The sequence below is a fragment of the Sphingomonas radiodurans genome, assembly GCF_020866845.1.
GTDB classification, from domain to species: Bacteria; Pseudomonadota; Alphaproteobacteria; order Sphingomonadales; family Sphingomonadaceae; genus Sphingomonas; species Sphingomonas radiodurans.
The window spans coordinates 209,733-234,860 of the sequence record NZ_CP086594.1 but is presented as its reverse complement, the minus strand read 5'-3'; the positions used below and the strand labels follow the sequence as shown (position 1 = coordinate 234,860).

Genomic DNA, 25,128 nt, shown 5'->3' with positions numbered 1-25,128 from the left:
TATGCCTTGCACTCCCCCGCGGGGGAGTGCGCGAATGTCACTTCAGCGGGCTACCATTCTCGGCCGCGGTCTTCAGGCTTTCGGCGACCTTGAAGCCGTGCTTTTCGAGCCCGGCCACGACCTTCGGCAAGCCCTCGGTCTGCGCCCAGAACATCGGGCCGCCGCGGTATACCGGCCAGCCGTACCCCATGATCCATACCACATCGATGTCGCTGGCGCGCTGCGCCTTGCCTTCTTCGAGGATCAGCGCGCCTTCGTTGACCATCGAATAGAGCGTGCGTTCGATGATCTCCTGATCCGTGATCTCGCGTTTCGGGAGGTTCGATTTCGAGCGGAACTCCTCGATGATCTCGAGCGCGCGGGGGCTGAGGGTGGCGTTGCGCTTCTCGTCGTAATCGTAATAGCCGGCGCTCTTCTTCTGACCCCAGCGGCCTTCGGCGGCGAGCGCGTCGCGGATGCTCTCGATGCGGCTGGGGTCGCGGTGCCAGCCGATGTCGACGCCGGCGAGGTCGGCCATCTGGAACGGGCCCATCGGCATGCCGAAATCGACATGGACCTTGTCGATCTGCGCTGGGGTGGCGCCTTCCATGAGGAGCTTGTTGGCCTCGATCTGACGCGGGCTCAGCATGCGGTTGCCGATGAAGCCGTGGCAGACGCCGGCGACCACCGCGACCTTTCGGATCTTCTTGGCGAGCGCCATGACGGTGGCGAGCACGTCCTTGGCGGTCTTCTCGCCGCGCACGACTTCGAGCAGGCGCATGACGTTGGCGGGGGAGAAGAAGTGCATGCCGAGCACGTCTTCGGGGCGCTTCGTGGAGGCGGCGATCTCGTCGACGTTGAGGTAGCTGGTGTTCGACGCGAGGATCGCGCCGGGCTTCGCGATGGCGTCGAGCTTGCCGAACAGCTCCTTCTTGACGTCCATGTTCTCGTAGACGGCTTCGATGATGAGATCGCAGTCGGCGAGATCGTCGAGGCTGAGCGTGGGGGTGAGGAGGCCCATCGCCTTTTCGGGTGCGTCGGGCTTGATGCGGCCCTTGGCGGCCGACGCCTCGTAGTTCTTGCGCATCACGCCGGTGCCGCGGTCGAGCGCGTCCTGCTGCATCTCGACGATCGTGACGGGGATGCCCGCCGACAGGAAGTTCATCGAGATGCCGCCGCCCATCGTGCCGGCGCCGATCACGCCGACCTTGTTGATCGGGCGAAGCGGCGTCGTCTTGGGATCGATGTCGTCGATCTTGGCGGCTTGGCGCTCGGCGAAGAACAGGTGGCGCTGCGCGGCGGACTGCGTGCCCGTCATCAGCTTCATGAACTCATCGCGCTCGAACTTCATGCCTTCGTCGAACGGCAGCTCGCTCGCCGCGACGACGCAGGCGATGTTGGCGGCCGGCGCATCGAAGCCGCGCATCTTGCGGCCGTTGGCCTTCTTGAAGGCTTCCACTGCCTCGGGATCAGGGGCGACGGTCTTGTCGCGGACGCGTGGGATCGGGCGCGTGTCGGCGATTTCGCGGGCAAAGGCGATTGCGTCGGCCTCCAGGCTATCCTCGCCGACGACACGGTCGACCAGGCCGACTTCGGCGGCCTTCTTGGCGGGGATCGGATCGCCGATCGCGACCATCTCGAGCGCGGCTTTCACGCCGACGATGCGCGGCAGGCGCTGCGTGCCGCCGGCACCTGGGAGCAGGCCGAGCTTTACTTCCGGCAGCCCCATCACCGCCGAGGGCACTGCGACGCGATAGTGGCACGACAGCGCAACTTCGCAGCCGCCGCCAAGCGCCGTGCCGTGGATCGCGGCGACGATCGGCTTCTCGCTCGAATCCATCATCGCGATCACTTCGTGGAGCGACGCGCCTGCAGGTGGCTTGCCGAATTCGGTGATGTCGGCGCCGGCGAAGAAGGTCTTGCCATCGCAGCGGATCACCATCGCCTTCACCGCGGGATCGGCGATGCCCTGGCTGACGCCGGCGTGGAGACCATCACGGACGCCTGCGCCGAGTGCGTTCACCGGGGGGGAATCTGAAATGATGACGAGGATGTCGTCGTGGCGTTCGAAGCGGACGGGGGAAGTCATTTTGGTCTCCTAGTTCCCCGGCGAGGCCGGGGTCCAGTTGCATCAGGGTCGTCGGGAAGCGGTGCGGGTTCATCAACCAGCGGCCTCCAACTTGGCCCCGGCCTTCGCCGGGGAACGGGGCTTCGTTAAGTCATCGCCGAATAGATCAGTGTCTTGAGCTCGCGGCGGATGGGGTAGATCATGCTGGGCGACAGCTGCGTCATGAACACCATCGAGATGCGCTCGACGGGATCGATGAAGAACGCAGTCGAGAACATGCCGCCCCAGTAATATTCGCCGACGCTGCCCGGCATCATCGAGCGCGCCGTGTCGATCGTGACCGCGAAGCCGAGGCCGAAGCCAGTGCCGGCGTTCTGCGTTTCGCTGAACAGCGATTTCGACATGGCCGACAGGTCCGCGCCGCCGGGCAGGTGGTTTTGAGTCATTAACTCGATCGTCTTGCGACCGAGGATGCGCGTGCCATCGAGCTCGCCGCCGTTGAGGCACATCTGGCAGAAGCGCTGATAATCGAGCGCGGTCGAGACCAGCCCGCCGCCGCCCGAGACGAGCTTGAACGGCTTCGACCACATGCTCTCGGTGGCGCGATCGAACATCACCTTACCCTTGCCGGGGATCAGCGTGTAGCAATCGACGAGGCGATCGAGCTTGTCCTTGGGCACGGTGAAGCCGGTGTCGTTCATGCCGAGCGGCTTGAAGATGCGCTTCTCGAAAAAGTCGGGCAGCGACATTCCGGACACGCGCTGCACGACCGCGCCGAGCACGTCAGTGGCAACGGAATAATTCCAGCTGGTGCCGGGCGAGAATTCGAGCGGCAGCTTGCCGAGCTCGGCGACGAAGCTGTCGAGATCGTGGTTGCCGTGCCAATTTTCGAGCTTCAGCTCGCGATGCGCGGCGTCGACGTTCGAGCGGTTCTGAAAGCCATATGTAAGGCCGGCGGTGTGGCGCAGGAGATCGACCATCCGCATCGGCTCGTCAGTGGTCTTGGTCATGAACGGCACGCCTGCGCCGCCGCCGGCATAGACGCCGACCTTCTTGAATTCCGGCAGTACGTGATGGACCGGGGTGTCGAGCGCGACCTTTGCTTCCTCGAGCAGCATCATGAACGCCACCGACGTGATCGGCTTCGTCATCGAGGCGATGCGGAACAGGCTGGTTTCGTCGATCTGCTTGCTGCTGCCTTCGCGCGCTGCGCCCTGCGACGAGAAATGGACGATCTTGCCGTCGCGCGCGACGAGCAATTGAGCGTGGGGGAACTCGCCCGCATCAAGGTACCGTTCTTTCAGGAACGTATCGATGGCCGCCAGCCGCTTGCCGTCAAATCCATGCTTCTCGGGCGTTGCGATCTTCATGGCCTCTCCGTACCCCCGTTTCTAATTCGGTTTCTCCCTATCGCTTGAGCGGGCCTTGAATCAATCCTAACATGGGATCGAAGCTTCTGAATTTAGCGATGGAGGAAATCGTCTTGGCTACGCAACCAACGGCCGTGTCATGGCCGGCGATGTCCGTCGCACAGGCCGGGGCCGCGCTTACCGCACCGGGCGCCAAGTTCGAGATGGAGACGCTCGACATCCGCGGGGTGCCGACCCGCGTGTGGAAGAACGCGCCGCCGCATATGGCCGCGCTGCTCGTGTTGTCGCGAAACCACGGCGACCGGCTGGCGACGATCTACGAAGATGAGCGGGTCAGCTACGACGCGCAATTTCGCGCCGTCGCGGCGCTGGCAGCCGATCTTGTGCGCGGCGGCGTGACCAAGGGTGATCGCGTGGCGATCGCGATGCGCAACTTGCCGGAATGGATCGTCGGGTTCTTCGCGATCACGACACTCGGGGCGATCGCGGTGCCGCTCAACGCGTGGTGGACCGGAGAGGAACTCGCCTATGGATTGACCGATTCAGGCGCCAAGGTGCTGATCGCGGACGACGAGCGGTGGGAACGCATCGCGCCGCTGCGGGCCGCGCTGCCGATGCTGGAGCGCGTGCTGGTCGGCCGCGCCGCGCGCCCGCTTGTTATCGAGGAAGAGGGCGGCGCGGAGCGACTTGAGGATGTGATCGGTACGCCGCACGATTGGCCGTCGTTGCCAGCGGGCGAGTTGCCGCCGGTCGAGTTGCTGCCCGAGGACGAGGCAACGATCCTCTACACCAGCGGCACCACCGGCAAGCCGAAGGGCGCGCTGGGCACGCATCGCAACTTCATGACCAATATCCTGTCGACCGGCTTTGCCGCCGCGCGTACCATCCTGCGGCGCGGCGATCCGCTGCCCGAGCCGGTGCCGAAGGTGGCGTTGACCGTTATCCCGCTGTTCCACGCGACGGCGCTGTCGGCCGGGCTGATGGGTGCGATGGCGGGTGGCCATACCATCATCTACATGCGCAAGTTCGAGCCGGTCCGCGCGATGGAGATCATCGAGCGCGAGAAGGTCAATTCGACGGGCGGGGTGCCGACGATCGCCTGGCAGTTGCTCGAGCACCCGGAACGCCATCGCTACGATCTCTCCAGCCTGGAGACGATCGGTTATGGCGGCGCGCCGTCTGCTCCCGAGCTGGTGCGCAAGATTGCCAGCGATCTGAAGAGCGCGCCAGGCAACGGCTGGGGTATGACCGAAACGACCGCGACGGTGACGACGCATTCGGGGGAGGATTATATTCATCGCCCCGAAAGCTGCGGCCCGGCTGTGGCGGTTGCCGATCTCAAGATCATGGACGCCGACGGCGTGCGCGAACTTCCTACCGGAGAAGTGGGCGAATTGTGGGCGCGCGGGCCGATGATCGTGAAGGGCTATTGGAACAAGCCCGAGGCGACCGCCGCTACTTTCGTGGACGGCTGGGTGCGCACGGGCGATCTCGCGCGGATCGACGAGGAAGGGTTCTGCTTCATCATCGATCGCGCGAAGGACATGGTAATCCGCGGCGGTGAGAACATCTATTCGAGCGAGATCGAGAACGTCCTCTACGATCATCCCGCGGTCACCGACTGCGCGCTGATCGGCATCCCGCATCGCACGCTGGGCGAGGAGCCAGCTGCCGTGGTGCATCTCGCCCCGGGCGCGACGGCGAGCGAGGCGGAGCTTCAGGCCTGGGTGCGCGCGCGGCTCGCGGCGTTCAAGGTGCCGGTGGCGATCCGCTTCTGCGATGAGATGCTGCCGCGCAATGCCAACGGGAAAATTCTCAAGCGTGACTTGAAGGCCTATTTCGAGGATCGCGCTGCCGCGTAAGACGGTACAGGTTCGAAACGAGAGACGTGAGATGCACTCGAAGGATTTTCTAAGGGGTCGACGCCGGTCGCAGATGGCGGAAGACGAGATTGCCGCGTTGGAAGCTGCATTCGAGCGGGTAGAAACATTCCCGGCCCGCACGATCATGTCGCGACGCGGCGACCGGCTGTATAAAAGCACGTTGTTGATCGACGGCTTCATGTGTCGCTACATGGACGCACGCGACGGTTATCGGCAGCTATTATCCTATCAGATCCCGGGCGATTTCGTTGATCTGCACAGCTATCCGACGCGCTACATCGATCACGACGTGGCGACGATCTCCGAGGCAACGGTGGCGTTCGTGCAGCACGAACGGCTGGACGAGATCATGGCGGAACGGCCGCATCTCGCTCGCCTGCTATGGTTCAGCACGATGACGGACGCTGCGCTGCACCGCGAGTGGATCTTCCGGATCGGGCGGCTCGACGCGATCGGCCGGCTCGCGCATTTCCTGTGTGAAACTTATTGCCGCATGTCCGCGGTCGAGCGAGCGGAGGACGGCGCGTATGAGCTGCCGATGACGCAACAGGACTTGGGCGAGGCGGTCGGCCTGACGAGCGTCCACGTCAATCGCGTGATCAGGCGGCTGCGCGAGGACGGGCTGGCGACGGTCGCCAAGGGCAGGGTCCAGATCGCCGACTTCAAGCGCCTCGCGCGGTTGGGGGAGTTCGAGGCGGATTATCTCTATCTCGAGCAGGGTCCGTGGACGGCGTCGCTCAGCTGACAGTGGCCGGCTAGTCGGGCGCGGCAAGCCTCGCTACGGTCACTGATTATGGCCGATGTTTTGCCCCACGACGCGTTGCCGCAGCAATCTCCGGAGGCGCCGCCGCCGGTGTCGTCGTCTACGTTTCCGGGCGAGGATCCGCGCGTCGCGCTGAGACGAGACCGATTGCTTGCCGCGCTAACGTTGCTTGCCGGTATCGGGCTGACGATGGGGTTGCCGTTCGCGCTGAAGTCGGGAGCGGAATTCTTCATCCCGACCGCGACCGCGCTGGTGGTGGCGATTGCGCTGATCCCGCTGCTCGAATGGCTGGAAGCGCGGCGGGTGCCCTCCGCGATCGCGGCGCTGTTCTGTGTTCTGCTCTTTCTGGTCGCGGCGAACGTCGCGCTGGCGGCGATCGTGGTGCCGGCGATCGACTTCTTCCGCTTGCTGCCGACCCGGATCGGGCGGATCCAGGAGAATCTCGCGCCGCTGCTCGATCTGTATTCGAACCTTGAGCGGTATGCGAACCGGACGCTGCGCCAGCTCGCCTCGGCGCCGGTTCCGCAATCCCCGACCACTGCGGTCGCGCCGCCGAGTTCGATCCTCGAGCTTGCCGCGACGTCGGCTCCCGGTGTGATCATCCAGGTGCTCTACGCCGTACTGGTGACGTTCTTCTTCCTGTCGGGCTGGACGAGCATCCGCGCGAAGATGATCACCAATCGGGAAAGCTTCGGCGGCGCGATGGCGACCGCGCGCGTGATCCAGGACGTCATCGATGATGTGTCGAGCTATCTCGGAACGATCACCGCGATTAACATCGTGCTCGGACTGACCACAGCGGGTGGGCTGTACCTGCTGGGCATGCCGTTCCCGCTGATGTGGGGCGGCATCGTCGCGCTGTTCAATTATATCCCCTATTTCGGTCCGGTGATCGCGGCACTGCTGGTGGCGATCGGCGGGTTGATGACCTTTTCCGACATCTGGACCGCGCTGGCGGCGCCGGCGATCATGTACGGGCTGCATCTGGTCGAAGCGAACGTGGTGACGCCGCTGATCATTGGGCACAAGCTGACGATCAACCCAGTGCTGATCCTCGTGTCGCTGAGCTTCTGGGGCTGGGTGTGGGGAACGACGGGCGCGCTGCTCGCAGTGCCGCTGCTGATCATCATCCAGACAATCATCGGCGCCGCGGGCAAACCCGACATCGCGGGCTTCCTGTTCGAGCACGGCACGCTGGTGCGCCAACCGCGCGGACGATTCCGGCGCGGCGAAAAAAGCGGCGACCCGAGCGTTGACAGCCCAGCGCCGGTCGCATAGTGGCGCGCCTCCACGCTGGTCCAAGCGGGTGTAGCTCAGTTGGTTAGAGCGCCGGCCTGTCACGCCGGAGGTCGCGGGTTCGAGCCCCGTCACTCGCGCCACCCTTTATGGTGGCAATGATCGCAGACGGCCGGGAAGGGCTTACCTCCCGGCGATTTCTCGGTAGTTTGATTGATCGAGTGCGTGGGGAGCTTGCGTAAATGTCTGAAGCGGTAGCGCGGCGCGGGTTCGGCGCGGCGATGGGTCCGTATCTTCGGCCGCGGCCGGTGGCCGCGTTTCTGCTCGGCATCTCGAGCGGGTTTCCGCTGACGCTGCTGCTGGGCACGATGACGTTCTGGCTGGCGAAGGTCGGCATCGACAAGAAGACGATCGGCTTCGCGATCGGCCTGACCACACCGTATACGCTGAAATTCCTGTGGGCACCGCTGATCGACCGCGTGCGCCTGCCGGTTCTGGCCCGGATGTTCGGGCAGCGGCGGGCGTGGCTGTTCTTCACCCAGGCGTTCCTGCTCGTATCGATCTGGATGCTCGGCGCGAGCCAGCCCGAGCTTCACCTTGGCGTGTTCGCCTTCTGGGCGATCATGACGGCGTTCCTGTCGGCGACGCAGGACATCGTGATCGACGCCTATCGCATCGAGATCCTGCCCGACGAGGAACTCGCGCATGGCACGGCGATGAACCAGTTCGGGTACCGGACCGGCAATTTCATCGCTGGGGTCGGGACGATCGCGGTGGCATCTTCCGAGGGGCTGGGGCTTGGCTGGGCGCTTGGCTATGGGCTGACCTCGCTGTGCCTGATCCCGGCGATCATTGCCGCATTCTGGGCGGGACCGGGGCTGCACGAGCAGGTGACGGCGCGCGGCGGCGCGGGTTGGTTCACCGATACGGTGGTGAGCCCGTTCCGCGAGTTCTTCCGCCGGCGTGGCGCGGTGCTGATCCTGCTGTTCGTGCTGGTCTACAAATTGGGCGACGCGATGGGGCAGGGGATGCTCAACCCGATGATCGTCGAGCTCGGTTTCTCCGACACCGAGTTCATCGCGATCAACAAGGTGGTGGGGCTGTGGGGACTGCTCGTCGGCACGGCGATCGGTGCGCCGTTCCTCGCGTGGCTGGGCATGGGGCGCGCGCTGTTCGTGTCGGGCGTGCTGATGATGCTGTCGAACGCGACGTTCGCGATCCTGGCGGCGAAGGGGCATTCGAACACTTGGCTGTTCATCGCTGTGGCGACCGAGCAAGTAACGAGCGGCATCGGGCTGACGGTGTTCGCGACGTATCTCTCGGGGCTGGCGAACCTGGCCTACACCGCCACGCAGTTCGCGCTGCTGTCGTCGTTCGCGGTGGTTGGGCGGACGTGGCTGTCGACGCCGTCGGGCTATGCCGCGGAGGCGTTCGGCTGGGTCGGGTTCTGGCTGCTGACCATGGTCGTCGCGCTGCCGGGGTTGATCCTGCTGTGGATCTTGTGGAAGCAGGGCTTCGTGGTCGAGCGATCCCGACAGACCACTTTAGACGACGTGGACGTGCCGGGGACGCCCCAAAAGCTCACGCCGTAATCGGGCGGCCTTCGTCGGCGAAGGCCGCTGCTACCGCCGCCGCGCTGGCGAGGACGCCATCGACACTGCGGATGCCAAGCAGGTCGGCGAGCAGCAGGCGCGCGACATCGGGCGCGGTTTCCGCTCTTGAGAGGATCGTCAGCAGCGTGGCTTCGGCGTGAGTCATGCGCGGGCAGCAGCAGGGGGCGATTGCGATCGGCCCGGCGGCAGCGGCGGCCATGTCCGCCATCAGCGCGCGGACGAGGAGGAGGGGACGGCGGAAGCGTTCGCCGAAGTTCTCGATCATCACACGTGTGACATGCGCATCGGCGAGGCCGTGGCCGCCCATGCGGCGCATTGCGAACAGCGCGATGCGGGCGTTGTGGCAGGCCGGCAGGGCGTGGGGCAGGGCGGCCAGGGAGGCAGGGGCAGACATGGTCATGGTGGGCGACTCCTCTCGCGCCGCCATGATCGCCAGTTCGCTATTGCAAGTCAATCGCAACTATTAGGGTCAGTCGGGGAGTTCGTCGTTCAGCGAGAGCACCTCGCCGGCGAGGTAAAGCGAGCCGGCGACGAGGACGCGCTCGCCGGGGTGCGGCGCAAGGCTTCGGAACGCTTCCTCGATTGACGGCGCGGGGGTTGCGGCGGTCGCGCCGGCAGTGAGCGCGATTTCGGCCAGCGCGGCCGGATCGTGGTGCGCGTGGTCGGGGACCGGGACGGCGATCAGCCGCGTGTCGGCCGACATGCGGACGAGGCGCTCGATTACGCCGCCTGCGTCCTTGTTCGCGAGCATGCCGACGATGATCGCCGTGGTGCCGTTCTGCGGCCAGCTGGCTGCGATCGTTTCGGCGGCGGACACGTTATGGGCACCGTCGAGCCATACGCCGCCTGGGGGTTGCGCGCCGAGCAGGCGGACGAGCGGCCCGTCGTTCAACCGTTGCATCCGTGCGGGCCATTGCGCTGCGGCGATGCCGGTTGCGAGCGCGGTGGATGCGACGTCGATCGCGTGCTGATGGCGCAGCATCGCGACGGCGAGCGCGGCATTGTCGGCCTGATGCGCGCCGGCCATCGTGGGGAGTGGCAGGCGAAGCTCGCCGTGCTGGTCACGGTAAATCAGGCTGGTGCTGTCAGCTGTCGCTTCCCACGCGGTGCCGCGGGACAGCAGTTCAGCGCCGCGGTCGCGCGCCACCACGGCGACGGCTTCGGCGGCTGGCGCATCGTAAGCCTGGGTGACCAGCGGGATGCCGCGCTTGGCGATCCCGGCCTTTTCGAAGGCGATACGCGCGATCGGGAGCGTCGGGGTGCCCGCTTCCTCGGCGAGCAGGAATGCCTCGTGATCGATGCCGAGGCCGGCGATGCCGGTCATCACGGGATGGACGACGTTGGTCGCGTCGAGCCGCCCGCCGAGCCCGACCTCGATCACGCAGGCGTCGGCGGGGGTGCGCTCGAACGCGAGGAAGGTGGCGGCGGTGGTGACCTCGAAGAAGCTCGCGCCGATATCTCCGCCAGCGTCGAGCACCTCGGCGAGGAGCGGGGCGAGCGCATCGTCTTCGATCAGCCGGCCGGCGAGGCGGATGCGTTCGTTGAAGCGGACGAGGTGCGGGCTGGAATAGACGTGAACGCGCGCGCCGGTGGCCTCGAGCATCGCGCGGAGGAAGGCGCAGGTGGAGCCTTTGCCGTTGGTGCCGGCGACGTGGAAGACGGGGGGCAAGCGCAGGTGCGGATCGCCGACGCGTGCGAGGAGCGCGGTGATGCGGCCGAGGCCGAGCACGTCGGCACCGGGGGAGAGCGACCAGAGGCGGTCGAGCTGCGCCTGGACGGCGGGGTTCGTGGAGTGTGCGTGATCGGGCATGAGTTACTCCCTCTGCCCTTTAGGGGAGAGGGTTGGGGAGAGGGGGAGTCGTGTGGAAGTACCGGCCTTTTACTGCCCCTCTCCCAACCCTCTCCCCAGAGGGCCCCATCAAAGTAATACTTTGATGGGATCCCGATGAAGGGGAGAGGGCTTTCTTTTTTAGATCACGCCGCTTTCTGGCTGGCGCAGAGATAGCCGATTACCGTTGCCAGGCGCTCGCGCAGATCCTTACGGTGGACGATCATGTCGATCAGGCCGTGTTCGAGATAATATTCGCTCGTCTGGAAATCGTCGGGCAGCTTTTCGCGGATCGTGTTCTCGATGACGCGCCGGCCGGTGAAGGCGAGCGTGGCGCGGGGCTCGGCAATGTGGATGTCGCCGAGCATCGCATAGGCCGCCATCACGCCGCCCGAGGTGGGATCGGTCAGCACGACGATATACGGCAGGCCGGCATCGTGGAGCATCTGGATCGCCACGGTGCTGCGCGGCATCTGCATCAGGCTGAGAATGCCTTCCTGCATCCGCGCGCCGCCGCTGGCGGTGAAGACGATATAGGGCGCCTGATCGGCGATTGCCGTCTCGACGCCCTGCACGAAGGCTTCGCCGACGGCTTGGCCCATCGAGCCACCCATGAAGGCGAAATCCTGCACGCCGATCACCGCCTTGTGGCCGAGGATCGTGCCGCGCGCGTTGAGAAACGCATCCTGTTCGCCCGTTTCGGTACGCGCGGCCTTCAGGCGGTCGGCATAGCGCTTCGAATCGCGGAACTTGAGCGGGTCTTCCGTCGCGCGCGGGGCGGGCAGGATATCGATGAAGCCTTCGTCGAGCAGATGCGCGAACCGCTCGGCCGGGCCGATCCGGCCGTGATGGTCGCACGACGGGCAGACGGAGAGATTCTCCTCCCACTCCTTGGTGAACACCATCGTCCCGCACCCCTTGCACTTGTGCCACAGGGTATCGGGCGTGTCCTTCTTTGCCGGGACGACATAGGCGAGTGCGGTGCGGACGCTCGAGAGCCAGCTCATGCCATAACCTTTCGCGCAGTGCCGATCGCGGCGCTGAGTGTAGCGACATAGTCGCGCACCGCGGCGGGCGCGTCCAGCCCGTGCTTGGCGACCAGCTCGACGATCGCCGAGCCGACGACAACGCCATCAGCGACCTGCGCGATGGCCTGCGCCTGATCGGGCGTGCGGACGCCGAAGCCGACCGCGATCGGCAGGTCGGTCGACGCTTTCAGCCGCGCGACGGCTTCCTCGATCGACGATTGCACGGCCTGCTGCAGCCCAGTGATGCCGGCGACCGAGACGTAATAAATGAAGCCCGACGCGCCATCGAGCACGCGCGGGAGGCGCGCGACATCGGTGGTTGGCGTCGCGAGGCGGATCAGATCGATCCCGGCGGCGCGGAGCGCGGGGCCGAGCGCGTCATCCTCCTCGGGCGGCACGTCGACGCAGATCACACCATCGACCCCGGCATCGCGCGCGGCGGCGGCGAACCAATCGGGCCCGCGGCGCAGCATCGGATTGGCATAGCCCATCAGGACGAGCGGCACGTCCGGGTGGCGCGTGCGGAAGTTGCGCGCGATCGACAGGATATCGGCAGTCGTCGTGCCGGCGGCGAGGCTGCGGATGTTGGCGGCCTGGATCGCGGGGCCGTCCGCCATCGGATCGGTGAAGGGCATGCCGAGCTCGATCACGGTCGCGCCGCCGGCGACGAGCGCGTCGAGGATCGCGGGGGTGTCGCCGTCACCGGCGGTGACGAAGGTGACGAGCGCGGGGTGGACTTGCGCGAAGGCGGTGGAGAGGCGGGTCATATAGCCCTCTCCCCTTCAGGGGAGAGGGTTGGGAGAGGGGCAGTTGCAGGAGCGGTCGCCGCGATGATTGTCAGGAGTACACCTTCCATGTTCGTCATCACGTCCGAGTTGCTGAACCGCATTACACGATAACCTGATTGTTCGAGAAAACGGGTTCGCTCTGCATCATATCTCGCGCGAGTGCCATGCGTATCGCCGTCGACTTCGATAACGAGCATTGGTTCGCGGGCGGCGAAGTCGACGATGTAGGAGCCGATTACTTTCTGGCGGCGGAATTTTATGCTGGCTAGGCGGCCGGCTCGTAGGGCTAGCCAGAGGCGGGTTTCGGGTTCGGTTGCTTGGGTGCGCATTTGCTTGGCTCGGCTGATTAACTCCGCGTCTCGCACTGCCCCTCTCCCAACCCTCTCCCCTGCAGGGGAGAGGGCTTTTTTGTTGCGCTAGATTGCCACTCCCAACGCTTCGGCGACGGTGAAGATGTCCTTGTCGCCGCGGCCGCACAGGTTGGCGAGGATCACTTCGTCGCGGCGCATGTCGCGGGCGCGCTTCATGACCGCTGCGATGGCGTGTGATGGTTCGAGCGCAGGGATGATGCCTTCGGTGCGGCACAGGAACTGGAAGGCGTCGAGCGCCTCGGTGTCGGTGACCGAGGTATATTCGACGCGGCCGATGTCCTTGAGCCAGGCGTGCTCGGGGCCGATGCCGGGATAGTCGAGGCCGGCGGAGATCGAGTGCGCTTCGGCGATCTGGCCGTCGTCGTCCTGCAGCAGATACGTCTTGTTGCCGTGGAGGACGCCGGGGAAGCCGCCCGCGAGGCTCGCGGCGTGCTTTTGTTCGAGCCCTTCGCCCGCGGCCTCGACGCCGAGCATCTTCACCTCGGGATCGTCGAGGAACGGGTGGAACAGCCCGATCGCGTTCGATCCGCCGCCGATCGCGGCGACGAGCATGTCGGGCAGGCGGCCGGTGCGACGCAGCATCTGTTCGCGCGCCTCGCGGCCGATCACGCTCTGAAAATCACGCACCAGCTCAGGATACGGATGCGGGCCGGCGGCGGTGCCGATGATGTAGAAGGTGTCGTGGACGTTCGCGACCCAATCGCGCAGCGCCTCGTTCATCGCGTCCTTGAGCGTGTTCGCGCCCGAGGTGACCGCGCGAACTTCGGCGCCCAACAGCTTCATCCGGAACACGTTGGGTGCCTGCCGCTCGACATCCTTTGCGCCCATGAAAATGACGCAAGGCAGGCCGAAGCGCGCGCAGACGGTTGCGGTGGCGACGCCGTGCTGGCCGGCGCCCGTTTCGGCGATGATCCGCGTCTTGCCCATGCGGATCGCCAGCAGGATCTGGCCGATGCAATTGTTGATCTTGTGCGCGCCGGTGTGATTGAGCTCATCACGCTTGAACCATACTTCCGCGCCCATTCCCTCGGGCGCACTCTCGCGCAGCGCCTCGGTCAGCCGCTCAGCGTAATAGAGCGGCGAGGGGCGGCCGACATAATGTTCGAGCAGGTCGTCGAACTGCGCCTGGAACGCCGGATCCTGCTTGGCGGCGCGATATTCGTCCTCGAGCGCGAGGACGAGCGGCATCAGCGTCTCTGCGACGTAGCGGCCGCCATAATCGCCGAAATGGCCGCGCGAATCCGGTTGCTGGCGGAAGGAATTTGGAGCGTTCATGATACGACAATCGCTTGGAGGAAGGCGGTGATCTTGTCCACGTTCTTGGCGCCGGGCCGGTCCTCGATGCCGGACGAGGCGTCGACCAGCGGCGCGCGGGTGCGGGCGATCGCCTCGGCGACGTTGGTGGCGTCGAGCCCGCCGGACAGCGCCCAGGGCAGCACGTGACGGTGGCCGTCGAGCAGCGACCAGTCGAAGCGGACGCCCATGCCGCCAGGGAGCGCGGCGGTGTCGGGGGTCTTGGCGTCGAACAGGATGCGATCGGCCGCGCCGGTGTATTGCGCCGAGGTTGCGAGATCGGCGCGGGTTTTCACCGCGACCGCTGCCCAGGTCTCGACGCCGGTGGAGCGGCGCAGCTCGGCGACGCGGGATGGCGCGGTCTTGTGGAGCTGGATCGCGGTGAGCCGGCCGGCCCGGACGGCTTGAGTGATCAGCGCGTCGTCGGGGTCGACGAAGACGCCGACGGTGGTGACGCGCGGGGGGATGCGCTCGGCGAGGCCGGCGGCGCGGTCGAAATCGAGGTGGCGGGGCGAGGCGGGGAAAAAGATGAAGCCGACGTGGCTGGCGCCGTGCTGGATCGCGGCGTCAAGCGTTTCGGGCGTGGAAAGGCCGCAGATCTTGGCGAGGGTCATCGCCGCGCGCGCTTGGGGTAGGGGGTGTTGAGCATCCGGGGCGACATGGCCTTCCGCGACCCGGCCCGCAAGCGGTGCGCGCACTCAGCAACGCCGCGGACAAAGCCCGAGTCGTCGGACGGCGCTGTGGCGCCGCCGGCCGTGCCGCGCCGGGGTGCGGCTCGGTTTGCTGCGCTAAACCGTCGCCCGGCGCGTCACAGCGTCGCGCCGATCGAGCGGGCGGCGGCGTCGGGGTCTTCGGCCTGGGTGATCGGGCGGCCGACGACCAGGATCGAGGCGCCGTGGTCGAGCGCCTGGCGCGGGGTGACGACGCGCTTCTGGTCAGCGACGACGCCGTTCGCGGGGCGCACGCCGGGGACGACGAAGAAGCCCTTGGGCCACATGGCGTGCGCGGCCTTCACCTCTTCGCCCGAGCAGACGATGCCGTCGACGCCGGCTTTCATGGCGAGCTCAGTCAGGCGGAGTACCTGATCGTGCGCGCAGCCGTTCACGCCGGTCGCGGTAAGATCGCTGTCGTCGAGGCTGGTGAGCATCGTGACGGCGACGACTTTCGTGCCGGACGAGGCGGCGGCCTTGGCATCCTCGAGCATCGCCCGGCCGCCCGCGGCGTGAACGGTGAGGATTGCGGGCTCAAGGCCGCGCAGTGCCTGGATCGCCTTGGCGACGGTATTGGGGATGTCGTGCAGCTTCAGGTCGAGGAAGATCGGCAGGCCGAGCTCGCCCATCTCGCGCACGCCGTGGCGGCCGTTCGCGGCGAAAAATTCGAGCCCGAGCTTGATCCCGCCGACATGGTGCTTGACGCGGGTGGCGATCGCCTTGGCACGCTCGATATCGGGCGTGTCGAGCGCGACGAAGATGCGGCTGCTCATCAGGATACTCCGGGCGGAACGGCGATCAGGGCGGCGACCGGTGGAGGGGCGACGGGTTCGGGCTCGACGACCGGCTGGATCGCGGCATCACGCAGCGCAGCGGTGGTGCGCTCGGCAGCGGCGAGGCGTTGCGCCAGCCGCCAGCGGATCGTGCGCTGATACAAATATGTCGGCACCACGCCGGCGAGGAAGGTGACGAGCAGCAGGACCGGCAGGTTCACCTCCGCCATGAGGTTGCCAAACAGGCGGATCGGCACCCATTTCCAGTTGCCGAAGGTGAACACGGCGGCAACGAACGCGATCAGCGCCCAGAACAGGATCTTCAGAAACTGCATCAACGAGGCTCCGGCATGGCCGGGACGCTATTACTACTGCCGCCGTTTGACCAGCCTCAGCCGATCTCGCCGCGCAGTTGCGCGATCAGCGCGGCGGCGGTTTCGAGCCGGGGCTCCTCCTCGTCGAGGATCGCGTGGAACGCCGCGCGCTTGGCAAGGGCGAGGCGGCCGGGGGCCAAGCGCGCATCGGCAGGGAGCGCGGAGACCATGATGTCGATCATCCGCTCGGCACCGTGCAGCCGGCCCCAGAGGTAATCGTTCTCGCGATAGGCGCGGCTGAAGAAAGCGCCGAAATTGCTGAACTGGATGCCCTTGAGCGTTGCGTCAGCGCCACCGCTGCGGATCGAGGTCGCGTCGTCGGGGGAGATGCGATCGACCTTGATCGGATCATATTCGTCCAGCCCCTCGCCCTGCAGCATCGGGAGTGTGGCGACATCGAAATAGGGGAAGCCGAGATAGCGCAGCAGCAAGGCGCGGCGCGGGCCGCGTGGCAGGGCAGCGAGCGCCTCGGCCAGCCGATGATCGGTTTGCGCGTCGAGGTTCGTCAGGTCGAGCGACTGGGCGAAGCGATCGAGCAGCGCCGGCGTGTCGCGGTCCATCGTGCGCACCGCGCCGCGCAGCGCGCGATGCGCCTTGGGCGACTTGCGCGCGATATAGGCGGCGAGCGATTCGTAGATCGCCTCGCGGATCGGCCGCAGCACTTCCTCCTCATTCTCCGCCTCGAGCTCGCCGAGATGACGCGCGAGCAGGCGGAGGCGGCGGATCCGGAAGCCGAGATCGAAGGTGCGCAGGAACGCGATCGAGGCGGCGTCGGCCGGCCCTGCTTCGTCAAAGCCGCGGGCACTAAGCTCGGCTTCGACCCGGCTTTGTATCCGTTCCGAGCGCTGCGATCCCGAGGCGCCGCCGACGGCGTTGAGCAAGTCTGTGATGAAATCGACGACGCCGCCGACCTTGAGATTGGTGTAGGCCGCATAGCCGAAGCCGGCGCGGTCCGCGGCGGCGACCTGCGCGCGGCGGCGCCATGTGGCGAGGCGCGACGCGGTCGGGCGATTGAGGAAGAAGGTGCGGCCGAACAGTGCCTCGACCTCGCCCTCCACGTCGCGGCGGATCGCGGCGATGATCCCGCGCATCCGCTCGATCTGCCGTGACCGTCGGGCGATCGCTTCGAGATTGTCGCGGATCGGCTGTTTGCGCGGGAGCTCGCTGACCGCGCCGAGGATCGTCTGGAAGAAGCTCGGCGGCCCGTCGCTGGCGCCCGCGAGGCGAAACTTCATGCCCGGCGAGGGGTCGATATAGACGAAGCGGCGATCAACCTGACGTCGCGCCGGGCGTTCGCCAAGCGCGTCGATCGCGGGACGGAACGGCGCATTCGCCAGCACCGAGCCGTCGATCAGCGCCGCCTTCTCCGCGGCATTGGCAGCGGCGTGGCGCGGGAGGACGCGGCGCAGGAAGGCATTTCGGCCCGGCCAACGCGCGCTTCGCTGAGCCAGGACGCCGTCCAGCTCGGCGACGGTGAAGGCCGGAAAGGCGCCGGGAAAGCTCGAGGTGGCGCGCGCCGCGAAGGCGAGCTCCGGGATCGGCGCGAGCGTTTCGCACGGGGCGCCGCGATCGGTGAAGGCAAGCACCAAGCGATGCTCGGTCTCGACGACTTCCGCCGGCGAGTGAAGCCGCAGGCGTTCGGGGTGGCCCGTAAAATCGGTGACGGTGACAAACAGGTCGAGCGGTTGGCCGTCGGGCAGCAGGCGCGGACCGCGCGGTGCGGCCTGCATCGCGTCAAACGCATCGAGCAGCATGCCGGTGAATCCCGGGCCATCGAACGGCGGCTCGAACCAGCGCGAGCGGACGAAATGCGATAGCTTTGCGCGGACTTCCTCGCGCGTGTCTTCGTCGAGCTTTTCGGCACTTCGGCCCGCCGCCATCCAGGCGAGCGGCAGCGCCCAGGCCTTGGAGAAACGCGAGGACGGTGCCGCAGCCGGCGCGATCAGCGCCTCGACGTCGGCGCGATCGAGCCAGAGATCGGTCAACGGATCGAGCGACTGGCCGGCGCTGATCGCCTGCGCCAGAAAGACGCCGTTGATCCCGCCAGCGCTCGCCCCGGCAATGATGTCGGGCAACACGCGCAGTCGCGTGCCAGTGGTGGTGGCAATTTCACCGATCAGCGCGGCGTAGACCGCGGCGCTGCCGGTAAGCATCTCACCTTCCTGGCTGGCGCGGCTGGCGCGGGCGACGTGCCAGATTTCCTTGGTGATGCCGTGCATGTAGACCGCGAGGCTGATCCCGCCGTAGCAGATCAAAGCCAGGCGCAGTTCAGCCTCGCGCATCATGCGGCTGACAAAGTGGCCCAGATCGGCAGGTGATCGCTGGCCTTGCGTGCGGCTGCGCTGGTGTGGACGCCGCAGTCAGTAATGCGTAGCTCCCGCGATACCATGATCCGATCGAGCCGCCCGATCGGGCGGCGCGCGTGGAAGCTAGGGCCGGTCTCGGCCAGCGCATAGTCGCGCGCGAAATCTCGCAGGCAGCCGGCGGCGCGCGTCCATTCGTTGAGGTCACCCATCATCACCGTCGGGCGGCGGCGTGTGCTTGACGCCACATGCGCCATGATCGCCGCCGCCTGGCGGCGTCGCCAAAGGCCCGACAGATCGAGGTGCATGCCGATGACCCGCAGTTCGGCGCCGCCCAGTCGCACGTCTGCCATCACGGCGCCGCGCGGTTCGAGCGCGGGCAGATGGATCACTTCGCAATCGAGGATCGTGCATTCCTTGCGGACGAGCAGCGCATTGCCATGCCACCCCATCGATCCCGCGCGGATGCCGAAGCCGACCGGCTTCCAGTCGCTATGCTCGTCGAGCAGATGCGGCGTAATGACCGACGATCGCGCGCCGAAGCGGCGATCCGCCTCCTGCAGCGCGATGACATCAGCGTCGATCTCGCGCAGCACTTCGAGGATACGTTCGGGGCTGCGGCGACGGTCAGTCCCGATCGCCTTGCGCATGTTGTAACTGGCGACTCGGATCATTGCGGCTGTGGAACGCTCGCTTGCTCGATGTGGTTGCGGTTGATTCGTCGAAGCGTCGTCGCAACACGATTGGTCGACTCGATACGCTGGCGCAACGGCGGCGCCTCCCGAACGTGGCAGGAGGCGGAGAATGGAAGTACAACTGGCGATCGTCGCCCCGCTGATCGGGCTAGCCGCGATGCTTTCGGTCGCGTCTCGGCGCGATCCTGCCCGACGCGCGCGCCAGGAAGCAGCATGGCGCGAGATGATCCTGACCGCGGGACTGCTCGATCGTTTCCAACCCGAAATTAAATCCGATTTGGAGGTTATCGAACCTCAAAACTGATGTATGTTTACCGCTTCGGGAACAAAGGGCGGAAACATGCCTAGGCTAGACTATTTCACCGGCGCCTCCGAGCGCTGGCAAACTGACGCGCGTGTGCGAGCGCGACGGGTGCTTGGCGAACATGCCGACGATCCGATCGGATATGCGCAAAAACGCATCGATCGTAGCCGATTCGGCACGTTCGAGCGGCGCCGGTGGGTGTTTATCCGCAAAGTGCTGGTGAAGGCGGTGCAGGAACAGGCGCTGCCGATCGAGCCGCTCGGTCAGGCCTGACCCAGGCGGCGAATGGTGCCGGTTGCAGGAATCGAACCCGCGACCTTCGGTTTACAAAACCGCTGCTCTACCAGCTGAGCTAAACCGGCGCCGCGGCGCTCATGCGTCAGGTGACGCCGAAGGTCCAGCCTTCGCTTTGCCGTACGGCGTCGGTGAGGCCGTACGGCTGCCATAGATCGGCGCGGGCGACGCTGGCGCGGAGCCATGCGGCAGTGAGAATCGCGTCGGTCGCGTGATCGTCGTAGCGCGCGAGCGGGTCGTGCGGCGCGCTGCCAATATTGGCGAGCGCGGCGTCGAGCGATTCGGGGGTGCGCATCTTGCTGCGGCCACGGGGTAAGCCGGCAGCGCGAGCGGCGATCGAAGTGTAGATTTCGACGAGCAGCGCGCCGTGTGCCGGTGGCGGATCGAACGGCCAGACCGGGATGCGGTCGGCGAGGTGGTGAAGCAGCCGCATGCCGGCGAAGCTCGCCTTGGCCACCTGCGCCGCGCCGATCGCATCATAGACGGTGGTCGGCTTGGTCGAGCGATCGCCGGCCATCTCGCACACGCGCCAGTGGAGGAAATCGCGCTTCGGCCCATCGGCTGCGCCAAGGTAGAAGTGTCGGCCGCGTCGTGCCTCGAGGAAGCTCGCCGCGCCGAGATCCTCGTCAGCGCTATTGGCATCGACATAGCGCCACAGGTCGCGCGCGGTTGTCGAGGTGGTTTCGCCAGGCAGATGGGCGCCGCGCGTCACGTGCGGCGCGGAGAAGCTGCAGTCGATGCCGACCAGCAGCGGCGTTTCGGCCTGATCGACGAGCCAATGCAGGACGTCGGTGCGCGACCAGATCCGGTCGGGCGGGGTGACGAGCACGGGCGCGTCGCTGCCGCTGTCGCAGATCGCGACGGCGATGCCCTTGTGGCGCCGGCCCTTCGCGCCCGACCAGTCGATTGCGGCGAAGCGCGTCAGATGATCAGGGACGATCGCCGCCACGCGCCGCCCGCTGCTTGAGCGACGCGCGATCCCACCACGCGCGCTGGATCAACACGCCGATGCGATCGCGCGCCGGGGTGCCATAGCGAACCAGCACCGCGGGCCAGCCACGGTAATGGTCGGTTTCCCAGAAGGTCTCGGGATCGGTTTCGAGCAGCACCTCCTTCTGGTCTAGGGGGACGTGAAGCACGAAGCTGCCGGGATCGGGCGCTGTCGTTGCGGCGAGCATCTTGCCGCGCAGCTTGACCGCCGGCTTGCCGTAGGTCGTACCCTCTTCGACATCGGGGAGGGCGCAGGCGTACGCTACCACATTGGCCCAGTCCTTCACCGGTCGCGGATCACGTCGGCGGTGAACTTGGCGATGTCGAAGCGCGCCGAGCCGGGATCCTCGCCGCGGCGGACGATCACGAGCCGTTCGCTGGGCACGACCATGACATATTGGCCACGGTTGCCCTGCGCCGAATAGCTGCCGACGGGCAGGCCCTGCTTGGGGCCGAACAGCCACATCGTCGCGCCATAGCCAGGGCCGTCCTCGGGTTGCGGGCCGGCGGGGGTGATCATGTAGCGCATCCAGCCGGCGGGCAGCAGGCGCTTGCCCTGCCAGACGCCGTCCTGCAGCCAGAATTGCCCGAGCCGCGCGAGATCGCGCGCGGTGGTCCAGATCTGGCTCGAGAGGAGAAAGTTGCCGCGCCAGTCGGTGCCCGCGGTGGTGTGCCGCATGCCGAGTGGGGCGAACAGCTGCTGGCTCGGCCAATTGGCGTAGCGCGCGTCGTCGTTCATCCGCGCGCGGATCGCGCGGACGGCGAGCAGGATGTCGTTGTTGGCGTAGCGGAAGCGCGTGCCGGGGCGCGCTTCGAGCGGCCAGCCGGGGGCCTGTTCCGTCACCGTCGTGCCGCCAAAGTAGAGCGCGTCGGTGCGGTTGCCGTAATGATCGCTGTGCAGCCCCGAGGCCATGCGCATGAGGTTATCGAGCGTGATCGATTGGCGCGGATCGCCGGGTGCGCGCCATTCGGGGATGGCAGCGCGCGCCTTGGGATCGATCGCAAGGTCGCGCGCGGCGAGCCCGACGAGCGTGCCGGCGATGCTCTTGGCGACTGACCAAGTGCGGTTGGGGACGAAGGGGCCGAAGCCGTCGGCGTAGCGCTCGCCGACGATTTGCCCGTCGCGCATGACGATCACGCCAAGGGTTTCGCCCTTGCCGTAACTGTTGCGCTCGAAGGCGCGCTCCATCGTCGCGGCTAGAGCGGAGGAGGGGCGCGGCGCGATGCCGGAGTCGCCCAGCGGCCATTGCCGGGGGTCGGCGGGGGCGGGGGAAGGCAGCGGCAGACTTGCGGTGGCGCGCGGCGCGATGCTGCCGATCGGGGCGAGCGTGCAGCCGGTGCGCGGGCCCCAGCCCGCGTGACGAGGCGGCAGATCGGTGCTGAACGGCACGCTGACGGTGCCACGCGGGCGATCGATCGCGGCGCGCAGCTTTGGCACGATCGCGTCATATTCGGGGTAGATACCGCGCAGCTCGACCGCGGCGATCTGCGCTTCGGTGCGGCCGGCGGTGAAGATGCCTTCGCACAAGGTCAGCGCCTTGTATCCGGCGGCGACGGCGTATTGGTAGGCGGTGGAGGTTTGGGGCGCGATCTGCTGTGCGGTGGCGGGCGTCGCGAGGCTAAGTGTCGCGAGCGCTGCGAAGCTTGTCCCAATGCGCCAGCCGCTCGGCGATCCGCGCTTCGAAGCCACGGCCGGTGGGGGTGTAGAAGCGCTGTGGGGCCATGTCGTCGGGCCAGTAATCGGCGCCCGAAAAGCCATCTTCTTTGTCATGATCATAGGCATAGCCTTTGCCATAGCCGATGTCTTTCATCAGCTTGGTCGGGGCATTCAGGATCGACGCGGGGGGCATCAGCGAGCCGGTCTCGCGGGCGCTGCGCCAGGCCGCTTTCATCGCGGCATAGGCGGCGTTCGATTTGGGGGCGGTGGCGCAATAGAGGCAGGCCTGGACGATCGCGAGTTCGCCCTCGGGCGAGCCGAGGAAGTCGTATGCGTCCTTGGCGGCGAGGCACTGCACCAGCGCCTGCGGATCGGCGAGGCCGATGTCTTCGCTAGCGAAGCGCGTGATGCGGCGCAGGACGTAGAGCGGCTCCTCGCCGGCGGTTAGCATCCGCGCGAGATAGTAGAGCGCGGCTTGCGGATCGGAGCCGCGCAGCGACTTATGCAGCGCGCTGATGATGTTGTAGTGGCCCTCGCGATCCTTGTCGTACACAGCAACGCGGCGCTGGAGAAATGCCGATAAACCAGCGGGATCGAGCGGCTTCTGGATATCGACCGAGAAGAGCGTCTCGACCTGGTTGAGCAGGAAGCGGCCGTCGCCATCGGCACTGGCGACGAGCGCCTCGCGCGCGGCGGGATCGAGCGGGAGCGGGCGCTCTATCACGACCTCGGCGCGGGTGATGAGTTCGGCGAGCGCGCGGGCGTCGAGCCGCTGGAGGATCAGCACCTGCGCGCGGCTGAGCAATGCGGCGTTGATTTCGAACGAAGGGTTCTCGGTGGTGGCGCCGACGAGCGTGACGGTGCCGTTCTCGACATAGGGCAGGAAGCCATCCTGCTGCGCGCGATTGAAGCGGTGGATCTCGTCCACGAACAGCAAGGTGCGCTTGCCCATCTTCGCCGCGTCGCGCGCCTCGGCGAAGGCCTTCTTGAGATCGGCGACGCCGGAGAACACCGCCGATATCGCGACGAAGCGCAGGTTCACCGCATCGGCGAGCAGCCGTGCGATGGTCGTCTTGCCGGTGCCGGGCGGGCCCCACAGGACCATCGACGACAATCGTCCGGCCGCGACCATGCGGCCGATCGCGCCCTCGGGGCCAGTGAGATGCTCCTGCCCGACGACGTCCTCGAGCCGTGCCGGGCGCAAACGATCAGCAAGCGGAGCGTCCGCCGCGGGGCGATCGGGGAGGGCGGGCGGCTCCAGCCCGGCGAAAAGATCGGCCATTCGAGGCAGATAGGGCGGCGCGCGAAAAAATGCACGAGGCGGGTTGATCTGTTCCGCTCAAGATATATCTTAGAACTATCTTGAGGAGTCAGAACGATGCGAATGGATCATGATCATGGCTGTGGTGGAAAGCGTGGCGGCGCGCGTTCGGAGGGGCGCCACGGCGGATGGCAGCGCGAGGCGGTGCTCAGCGCGCTGGGCGCGAAGATCGCGAGCAAGATGGGCGGCCGGCACGCGCACGGCATGCGCCGGCAGCGGATGTTCGACGGCGGCGAATTGCGGCTGCTGCTGCTGAAGCTGATCGGCGACGAGCCGCGGCATGGCTATGAGCTGATCAAGGCGATCGAGGAGATGACGGGTGGCGGCTATGCGCCGTCGCCAGGCACGATTTATCCGACGCTGACGTTGCTCAACGAAATGGGGCACGTGTCGAGCGAGGACGTCGGGGGCGGGCGCCGCAAGTTCACGATCACGCCGGAGGGCGAGGCGCATCTGGCGAGCCAGGCGGAACTGGTCGCGAAGATCATCGCGCGACTGTCGGCGCTGGGCGAGCAGCAAAAGCATACCGATGGTGCGCCGGTGCGGCGGGCGATGGGCAACCTGAAGGCCGCGCTGCAGGGGCGGCTGAGCCGGGGGGATGCCTCGGACGCGATGCTGCTCGAAGTTGCGGCGTTGATTGATGAGGCCGCGCAGAAGATCGAGCGACTGTAGGTTTGTTCTTTATCCTCCCCAAGCTCGCTTGGGGAGGGGGACCGCTGGCCGCAGGCCAGTGGTGGAGAGGTATTGGCTGAGCATGTCGCTTGGGGCTTTTCCCCTCCACCATCCGCTGCGCAGACGGTCCCCCTCCCCATCTGCGATGGGGAGGACGGGGCATCACTCTGGTGGCGGGATGGGTTCGCCAGTTTGCAGGCCGTGGCGCATCAGCATCGGGACGTTTGCCATCGCGAAGATCAGTGTCAGCGGGATCGCGCCCCATAGTTTGAAGCCGACCCAGAAATCGGTGGTCGTCGTCCGCCACACAGCTTCGTTGAGCAACGCCATCAAGACGAAGAAGATCGCCCAGTTGCGCGTCAGCTTGCGCCAACCTTCCGCGGTGAGGCCCGGATAGGCGCTTTCGAGCAGCGACTGGAGCAGCGGGCGGCCGGTAGCGAGGCCGAAGCCGAGCGTTGCGGCGAAGATCGTGTAGACGAAGGTCGGCTTCATCTTAATGAAGCGTTCGTCCTGGAACCACACAGTCAGCCCGCCGAACACGATCACCAGTGCGCCCGAGATGAGCAGCATCGGCGGTATGTGGCGCGTCTTCCACCACGATATGCCGAGCGCGATGACCATCGCCACCATGAAGGCCAACGTCGCCGCGATGATGCGCGCGATCGCCGGGCCGGGCGTGAGGAAATTGAAGGCGAAGAAGACGAGCAGCGGCCCGTAATCGAGCGCCAGCCGCAAGCCGGGGGTAGATTTGGTACTAACGCTCACTTCATGCTCCGTTCGCCGACGGCCCTACCAGGATCAGGGTTGCAGCAGGC

The 25,128-nt window shown here is 66.6% G+C and carries 25 protein-coding genes and 2 tRNA genes; 8 read left to right on the top strand and 19 right to left on the bottom strand.

Going from position 1 to position 25,128, the window contains the following annotated elements; translation table 11 throughout:
• Positions 1-37: 37 nt before the first annotated feature.
• Positions 38-2,068, bottom strand: coding sequence for a 3-hydroxyacyl-CoA dehydrogenase NAD-binding domain-containing protein (locus tag LLW23_RS01065; RefSeq protein ID WP_228946950.1), 2,031 nt, complete (start codon positions 2,066-2,068; stop codon positions 38-40).
• Between the two features lie 125 nt (positions 2,069-2,193).
• Positions 2,194-3,417, bottom strand: coding sequence for a serine hydrolase domain-containing protein (locus LLW23_RS01060; RefSeq protein ID WP_228946949.1), 1,224 nt, complete (start codon positions 3,415-3,417; stop codon positions 2,194-2,196).
• Positions 3,418-3,515: 98 nt separating this feature from the next.
• Between LLW23_RS01060 and LLW23_RS01055 the strand changes: the two genes are divergently transcribed.
• The 5 genes from LLW23_RS01055 to LLW23_RS01035 all read left to right on the top strand — a co-directional run bounded on the left by LLW23_RS01055 (position 3,516) and on the right by LLW23_RS01035 (position 8,891).
• Positions 3,516-5,279 carry a class I adenylate-forming enzyme family protein gene (locus LLW23_RS01055; RefSeq protein ID WP_228946948.1) on the top strand — a complete coding sequence of 588 codons (1,764 nt, stop codon included), beginning with the start codon at positions 3,516-3,518 and terminating at the stop codon, positions 5,277-5,279.
• A gap of 73 nt (positions 5,280-5,352) precedes the next feature.
• On the top strand, positions 5,353-6,045 hold the full coding sequence (locus LLW23_RS01050) for a Crp/Fnr family transcriptional regulator (protein ID WP_333473786.1): 693 nt from the start codon (positions 5,353-5,355) through the stop codon (positions 6,043-6,045).
• 48 nt (positions 6,046-6,093) lie between these two features.
• Positions 6,094-7,341 carry an AI-2E family transporter gene (locus tag LLW23_RS01045; RefSeq protein ID WP_228946946.1) on the top strand — a complete coding sequence of 416 codons (1,248 nt, stop codon included), beginning with the start codon at positions 6,094-6,096 and terminating at the stop codon, positions 7,339-7,341.
• 24 nt (positions 7,342-7,365) lie between these two features.
• A tRNA-Asp gene (locus LLW23_RS01040) sits at positions 7,366-7,442 on the top strand.
• Positions 7,443-7,541: 99 nt separating this feature from the next.
• On the top strand, positions 7,542-8,891 hold the full coding sequence (locus LLW23_RS01035; RefSeq protein WP_228946945.1) for an AmpG family muropeptide MFS transporter: 1,350 nt from the start codon (positions 7,542-7,544) through the stop codon (positions 8,889-8,891).
• Here LLW23_RS01035 and LLW23_RS01030 read toward each other — a convergent pair.
• The 11 genes from LLW23_RS01030 to LLW23_RS00980 form a co-directional block, all read right to left on the bottom strand.
• Positions 8,881-9,312 (bottom strand): DUF6628 family protein, encoded by a 432-nt coding sequence (locus LLW23_RS01030; RefSeq protein WP_228946944.1) that lies wholly within the window; start codon positions 9,310-9,312, stop codon positions 8,881-8,883. The two genes, LLW23_RS01035 and LLW23_RS01030, sit on opposite strands and share 11 nt — an antisense overlap.
• 69 nt (positions 9,313-9,381) lie before the next feature.
• Positions 9,382-10,722 (bottom strand): bifunctional folylpolyglutamate synthase/dihydrofolate synthase, encoded by a 1,341-nt coding sequence (locus LLW23_RS01025; RefSeq protein ID WP_228946943.1) that lies wholly within the window; start codon positions 10,720-10,722, stop codon positions 9,382-9,384.
• Positions 10,723-10,886: 164 nt separating this feature from the next.
• Positions 10,887-11,747 carry an acetyl-CoA carboxylase, carboxyltransferase subunit beta gene (gene accD, locus LLW23_RS01020; RefSeq protein ID WP_228946942.1) on the bottom strand — a complete coding sequence of 287 codons (861 nt, stop codon included), beginning with the start codon at positions 11,745-11,747 and terminating at the stop codon, positions 10,887-10,889.
• Positions 11,744-12,535: a tryptophan synthase subunit alpha gene (trpA, locus tag LLW23_RS01015; RefSeq protein WP_228946941.1), complete on the bottom strand. Its 792-nt coding sequence runs from the start codon at positions 12,533-12,535 to the stop codon at positions 11,744-11,746. Before trpA ends, accD begins: the two co-directional genes overlap by 4 nt.
• A complete protein-coding gene (locus tag LLW23_RS01010; protein ID WP_228946940.1) occupies positions 12,532-12,885 on the bottom strand; it encodes an endonuclease domain-containing protein in 354 nt (117 codons plus the stop codon). The genes trpA and LLW23_RS01010 overlap by 4 nt, the downstream gene beginning before the upstream one ends.
• 87 nt (positions 12,886-12,972) lie before the next feature.
• A complete protein-coding gene (gene trpB, locus LLW23_RS01005; RefSeq protein ID WP_228946939.1) occupies positions 12,973-14,202 on the bottom strand; it encodes a tryptophan synthase subunit beta in 1,230 nt (409 codons plus the stop codon).
• The gene (locus LLW23_RS01000; RefSeq protein WP_228946938.1) at positions 14,199-14,834 is read right to left on the bottom strand and encodes a phosphoribosylanthranilate isomerase; all 636 of its coding nucleotides are present in this window, start codon (positions 14,832-14,834) and stop codon (positions 14,199-14,201) included. The genes trpB and LLW23_RS01000 overlap by 4 nt, the downstream gene beginning before the upstream one ends.
• A 194-nt stretch (positions 14,835-15,028) precedes the next feature.
• Entirely contained in the window at positions 15,029-15,703 is a 675-nt protein-coding gene (gene pyrF / locus LLW23_RS00995; protein WP_228946937.1) for an orotidine-5'-phosphate decarboxylase, read from the bottom strand.
• The gene (locus tag LLW23_RS00990; RefSeq protein WP_228946936.1) at positions 15,703-16,038 is read right to left on the bottom strand and encodes a hypothetical protein; all 336 of its coding nucleotides are present in this window, start codon (positions 16,036-16,038) and stop codon (positions 15,703-15,705) included. The genes pyrF and LLW23_RS00990 overlap by 1 nt, the downstream gene beginning before the upstream one ends.
• A gap of 56 nt (positions 16,039-16,094) precedes the next feature.
• The gene (locus LLW23_RS00985) at positions 16,095-18,359 is read right to left on the bottom strand and encodes a patatin-like protein (protein WP_228948422.1); all 2,265 of its coding nucleotides are present in this window, start codon (positions 18,357-18,359) and stop codon (positions 16,095-16,097) included.
• Positions 18,359-19,054 carry an endonuclease/exonuclease/phosphatase family protein gene (locus LLW23_RS00980; protein ID WP_228946935.1) on the bottom strand — a complete coding sequence of 232 codons (696 nt, stop codon included), beginning with the start codon at positions 19,052-19,054 and terminating at the stop codon, positions 18,359-18,361. Before LLW23_RS00980 ends, LLW23_RS00985 begins: the two co-directional genes overlap by 1 nt.
• Positions 19,055-19,184: 130 nt before the next feature.
• Between LLW23_RS00980 and LLW23_RS00975 the strand changes: the two genes are divergently transcribed.
• Positions 19,185-19,379, top strand: a complete 195-nt coding sequence (locus LLW23_RS00975) for a hypothetical protein (protein WP_228946934.1) — start codon at positions 19,185-19,187, stop codon at positions 19,377-19,379.
• 36 nt (positions 19,380-19,415) lie between these two features.
• Positions 19,416-19,652: a hypothetical protein gene (locus LLW23_RS00970; protein WP_228946933.1), complete on the top strand. Its 237-nt coding sequence runs from the start codon at positions 19,416-19,418 to the stop codon at positions 19,650-19,652.
• 13 nt (positions 19,653-19,665) lie between these two features.
• On the opposite strand, the gene LLW23_RS00965 is transcribed toward LLW23_RS00970, so the two are convergent.
• From LLW23_RS00965 to LLW23_RS00945, 5 genes are all read right to left on the bottom strand, one after another.
• Positions 19,666-19,741: transfer RNA gene (locus LLW23_RS00965), tRNA-Thr, on the bottom strand.
• Between the two features lie 17 nt (positions 19,742-19,758).
• Positions 19,759-20,613, bottom strand: a complete 855-nt coding sequence (locus tag LLW23_RS00960; RefSeq protein ID WP_228948421.1) for a hypothetical protein — start codon at positions 20,611-20,613, stop codon at positions 19,759-19,761.
• Complete coding sequence (locus LLW23_RS00955; protein ID WP_228946932.1) at positions 20,603-20,950, bottom strand: MmcQ/YjbR family DNA-binding protein; 348 nt, start codon at positions 20,948-20,950, stop codon at positions 20,603-20,605. The genes LLW23_RS00960 and LLW23_RS00955 overlap by 11 nt, the downstream gene beginning before the upstream one ends.
• Complete coding sequence (locus LLW23_RS00950; RefSeq protein WP_228946931.1) at positions 20,947-22,353, bottom strand: serine hydrolase domain-containing protein; 1,407 nt, start codon at positions 22,351-22,353, stop codon at positions 20,947-20,949. Before LLW23_RS00950 ends, LLW23_RS00955 begins: the two co-directional genes overlap by 4 nt.
• Positions 22,283-23,602 (bottom strand): replication-associated recombination protein A, encoded by a 1,320-nt coding sequence (locus LLW23_RS00945; protein WP_228946930.1) that lies wholly within the window; start codon positions 23,600-23,602, stop codon positions 22,283-22,285. The genes LLW23_RS00950 and LLW23_RS00945 overlap by 71 nt, the downstream gene beginning before the upstream one ends.
• Positions 23,603-23,698: 96 nt before the next feature.
• On the opposite strand from LLW23_RS00945, the gene LLW23_RS00940 reads away from it, so the two are divergent.
• The gene (locus LLW23_RS00940) at positions 23,699-24,313 is read left to right on the top strand and encodes a PadR family transcriptional regulator (protein ID WP_228946929.1); all 615 of its coding nucleotides are present in this window, start codon (positions 23,699-23,701) and stop codon (positions 24,311-24,313) included.
• 162 nt (positions 24,314-24,475) lie between these two features.
• Here LLW23_RS00940 and LLW23_RS00935 read toward each other — a convergent pair whose 3' ends face one another.
• On the bottom strand, positions 24,476-25,078 hold the full coding sequence (locus LLW23_RS00935; protein ID WP_228946928.1) for a septation protein A: 603 nt from the start codon (positions 25,076-25,078) through the stop codon (positions 24,476-24,478).
• Positions 25,079-25,128 lie beyond the last annotated feature (50 nt).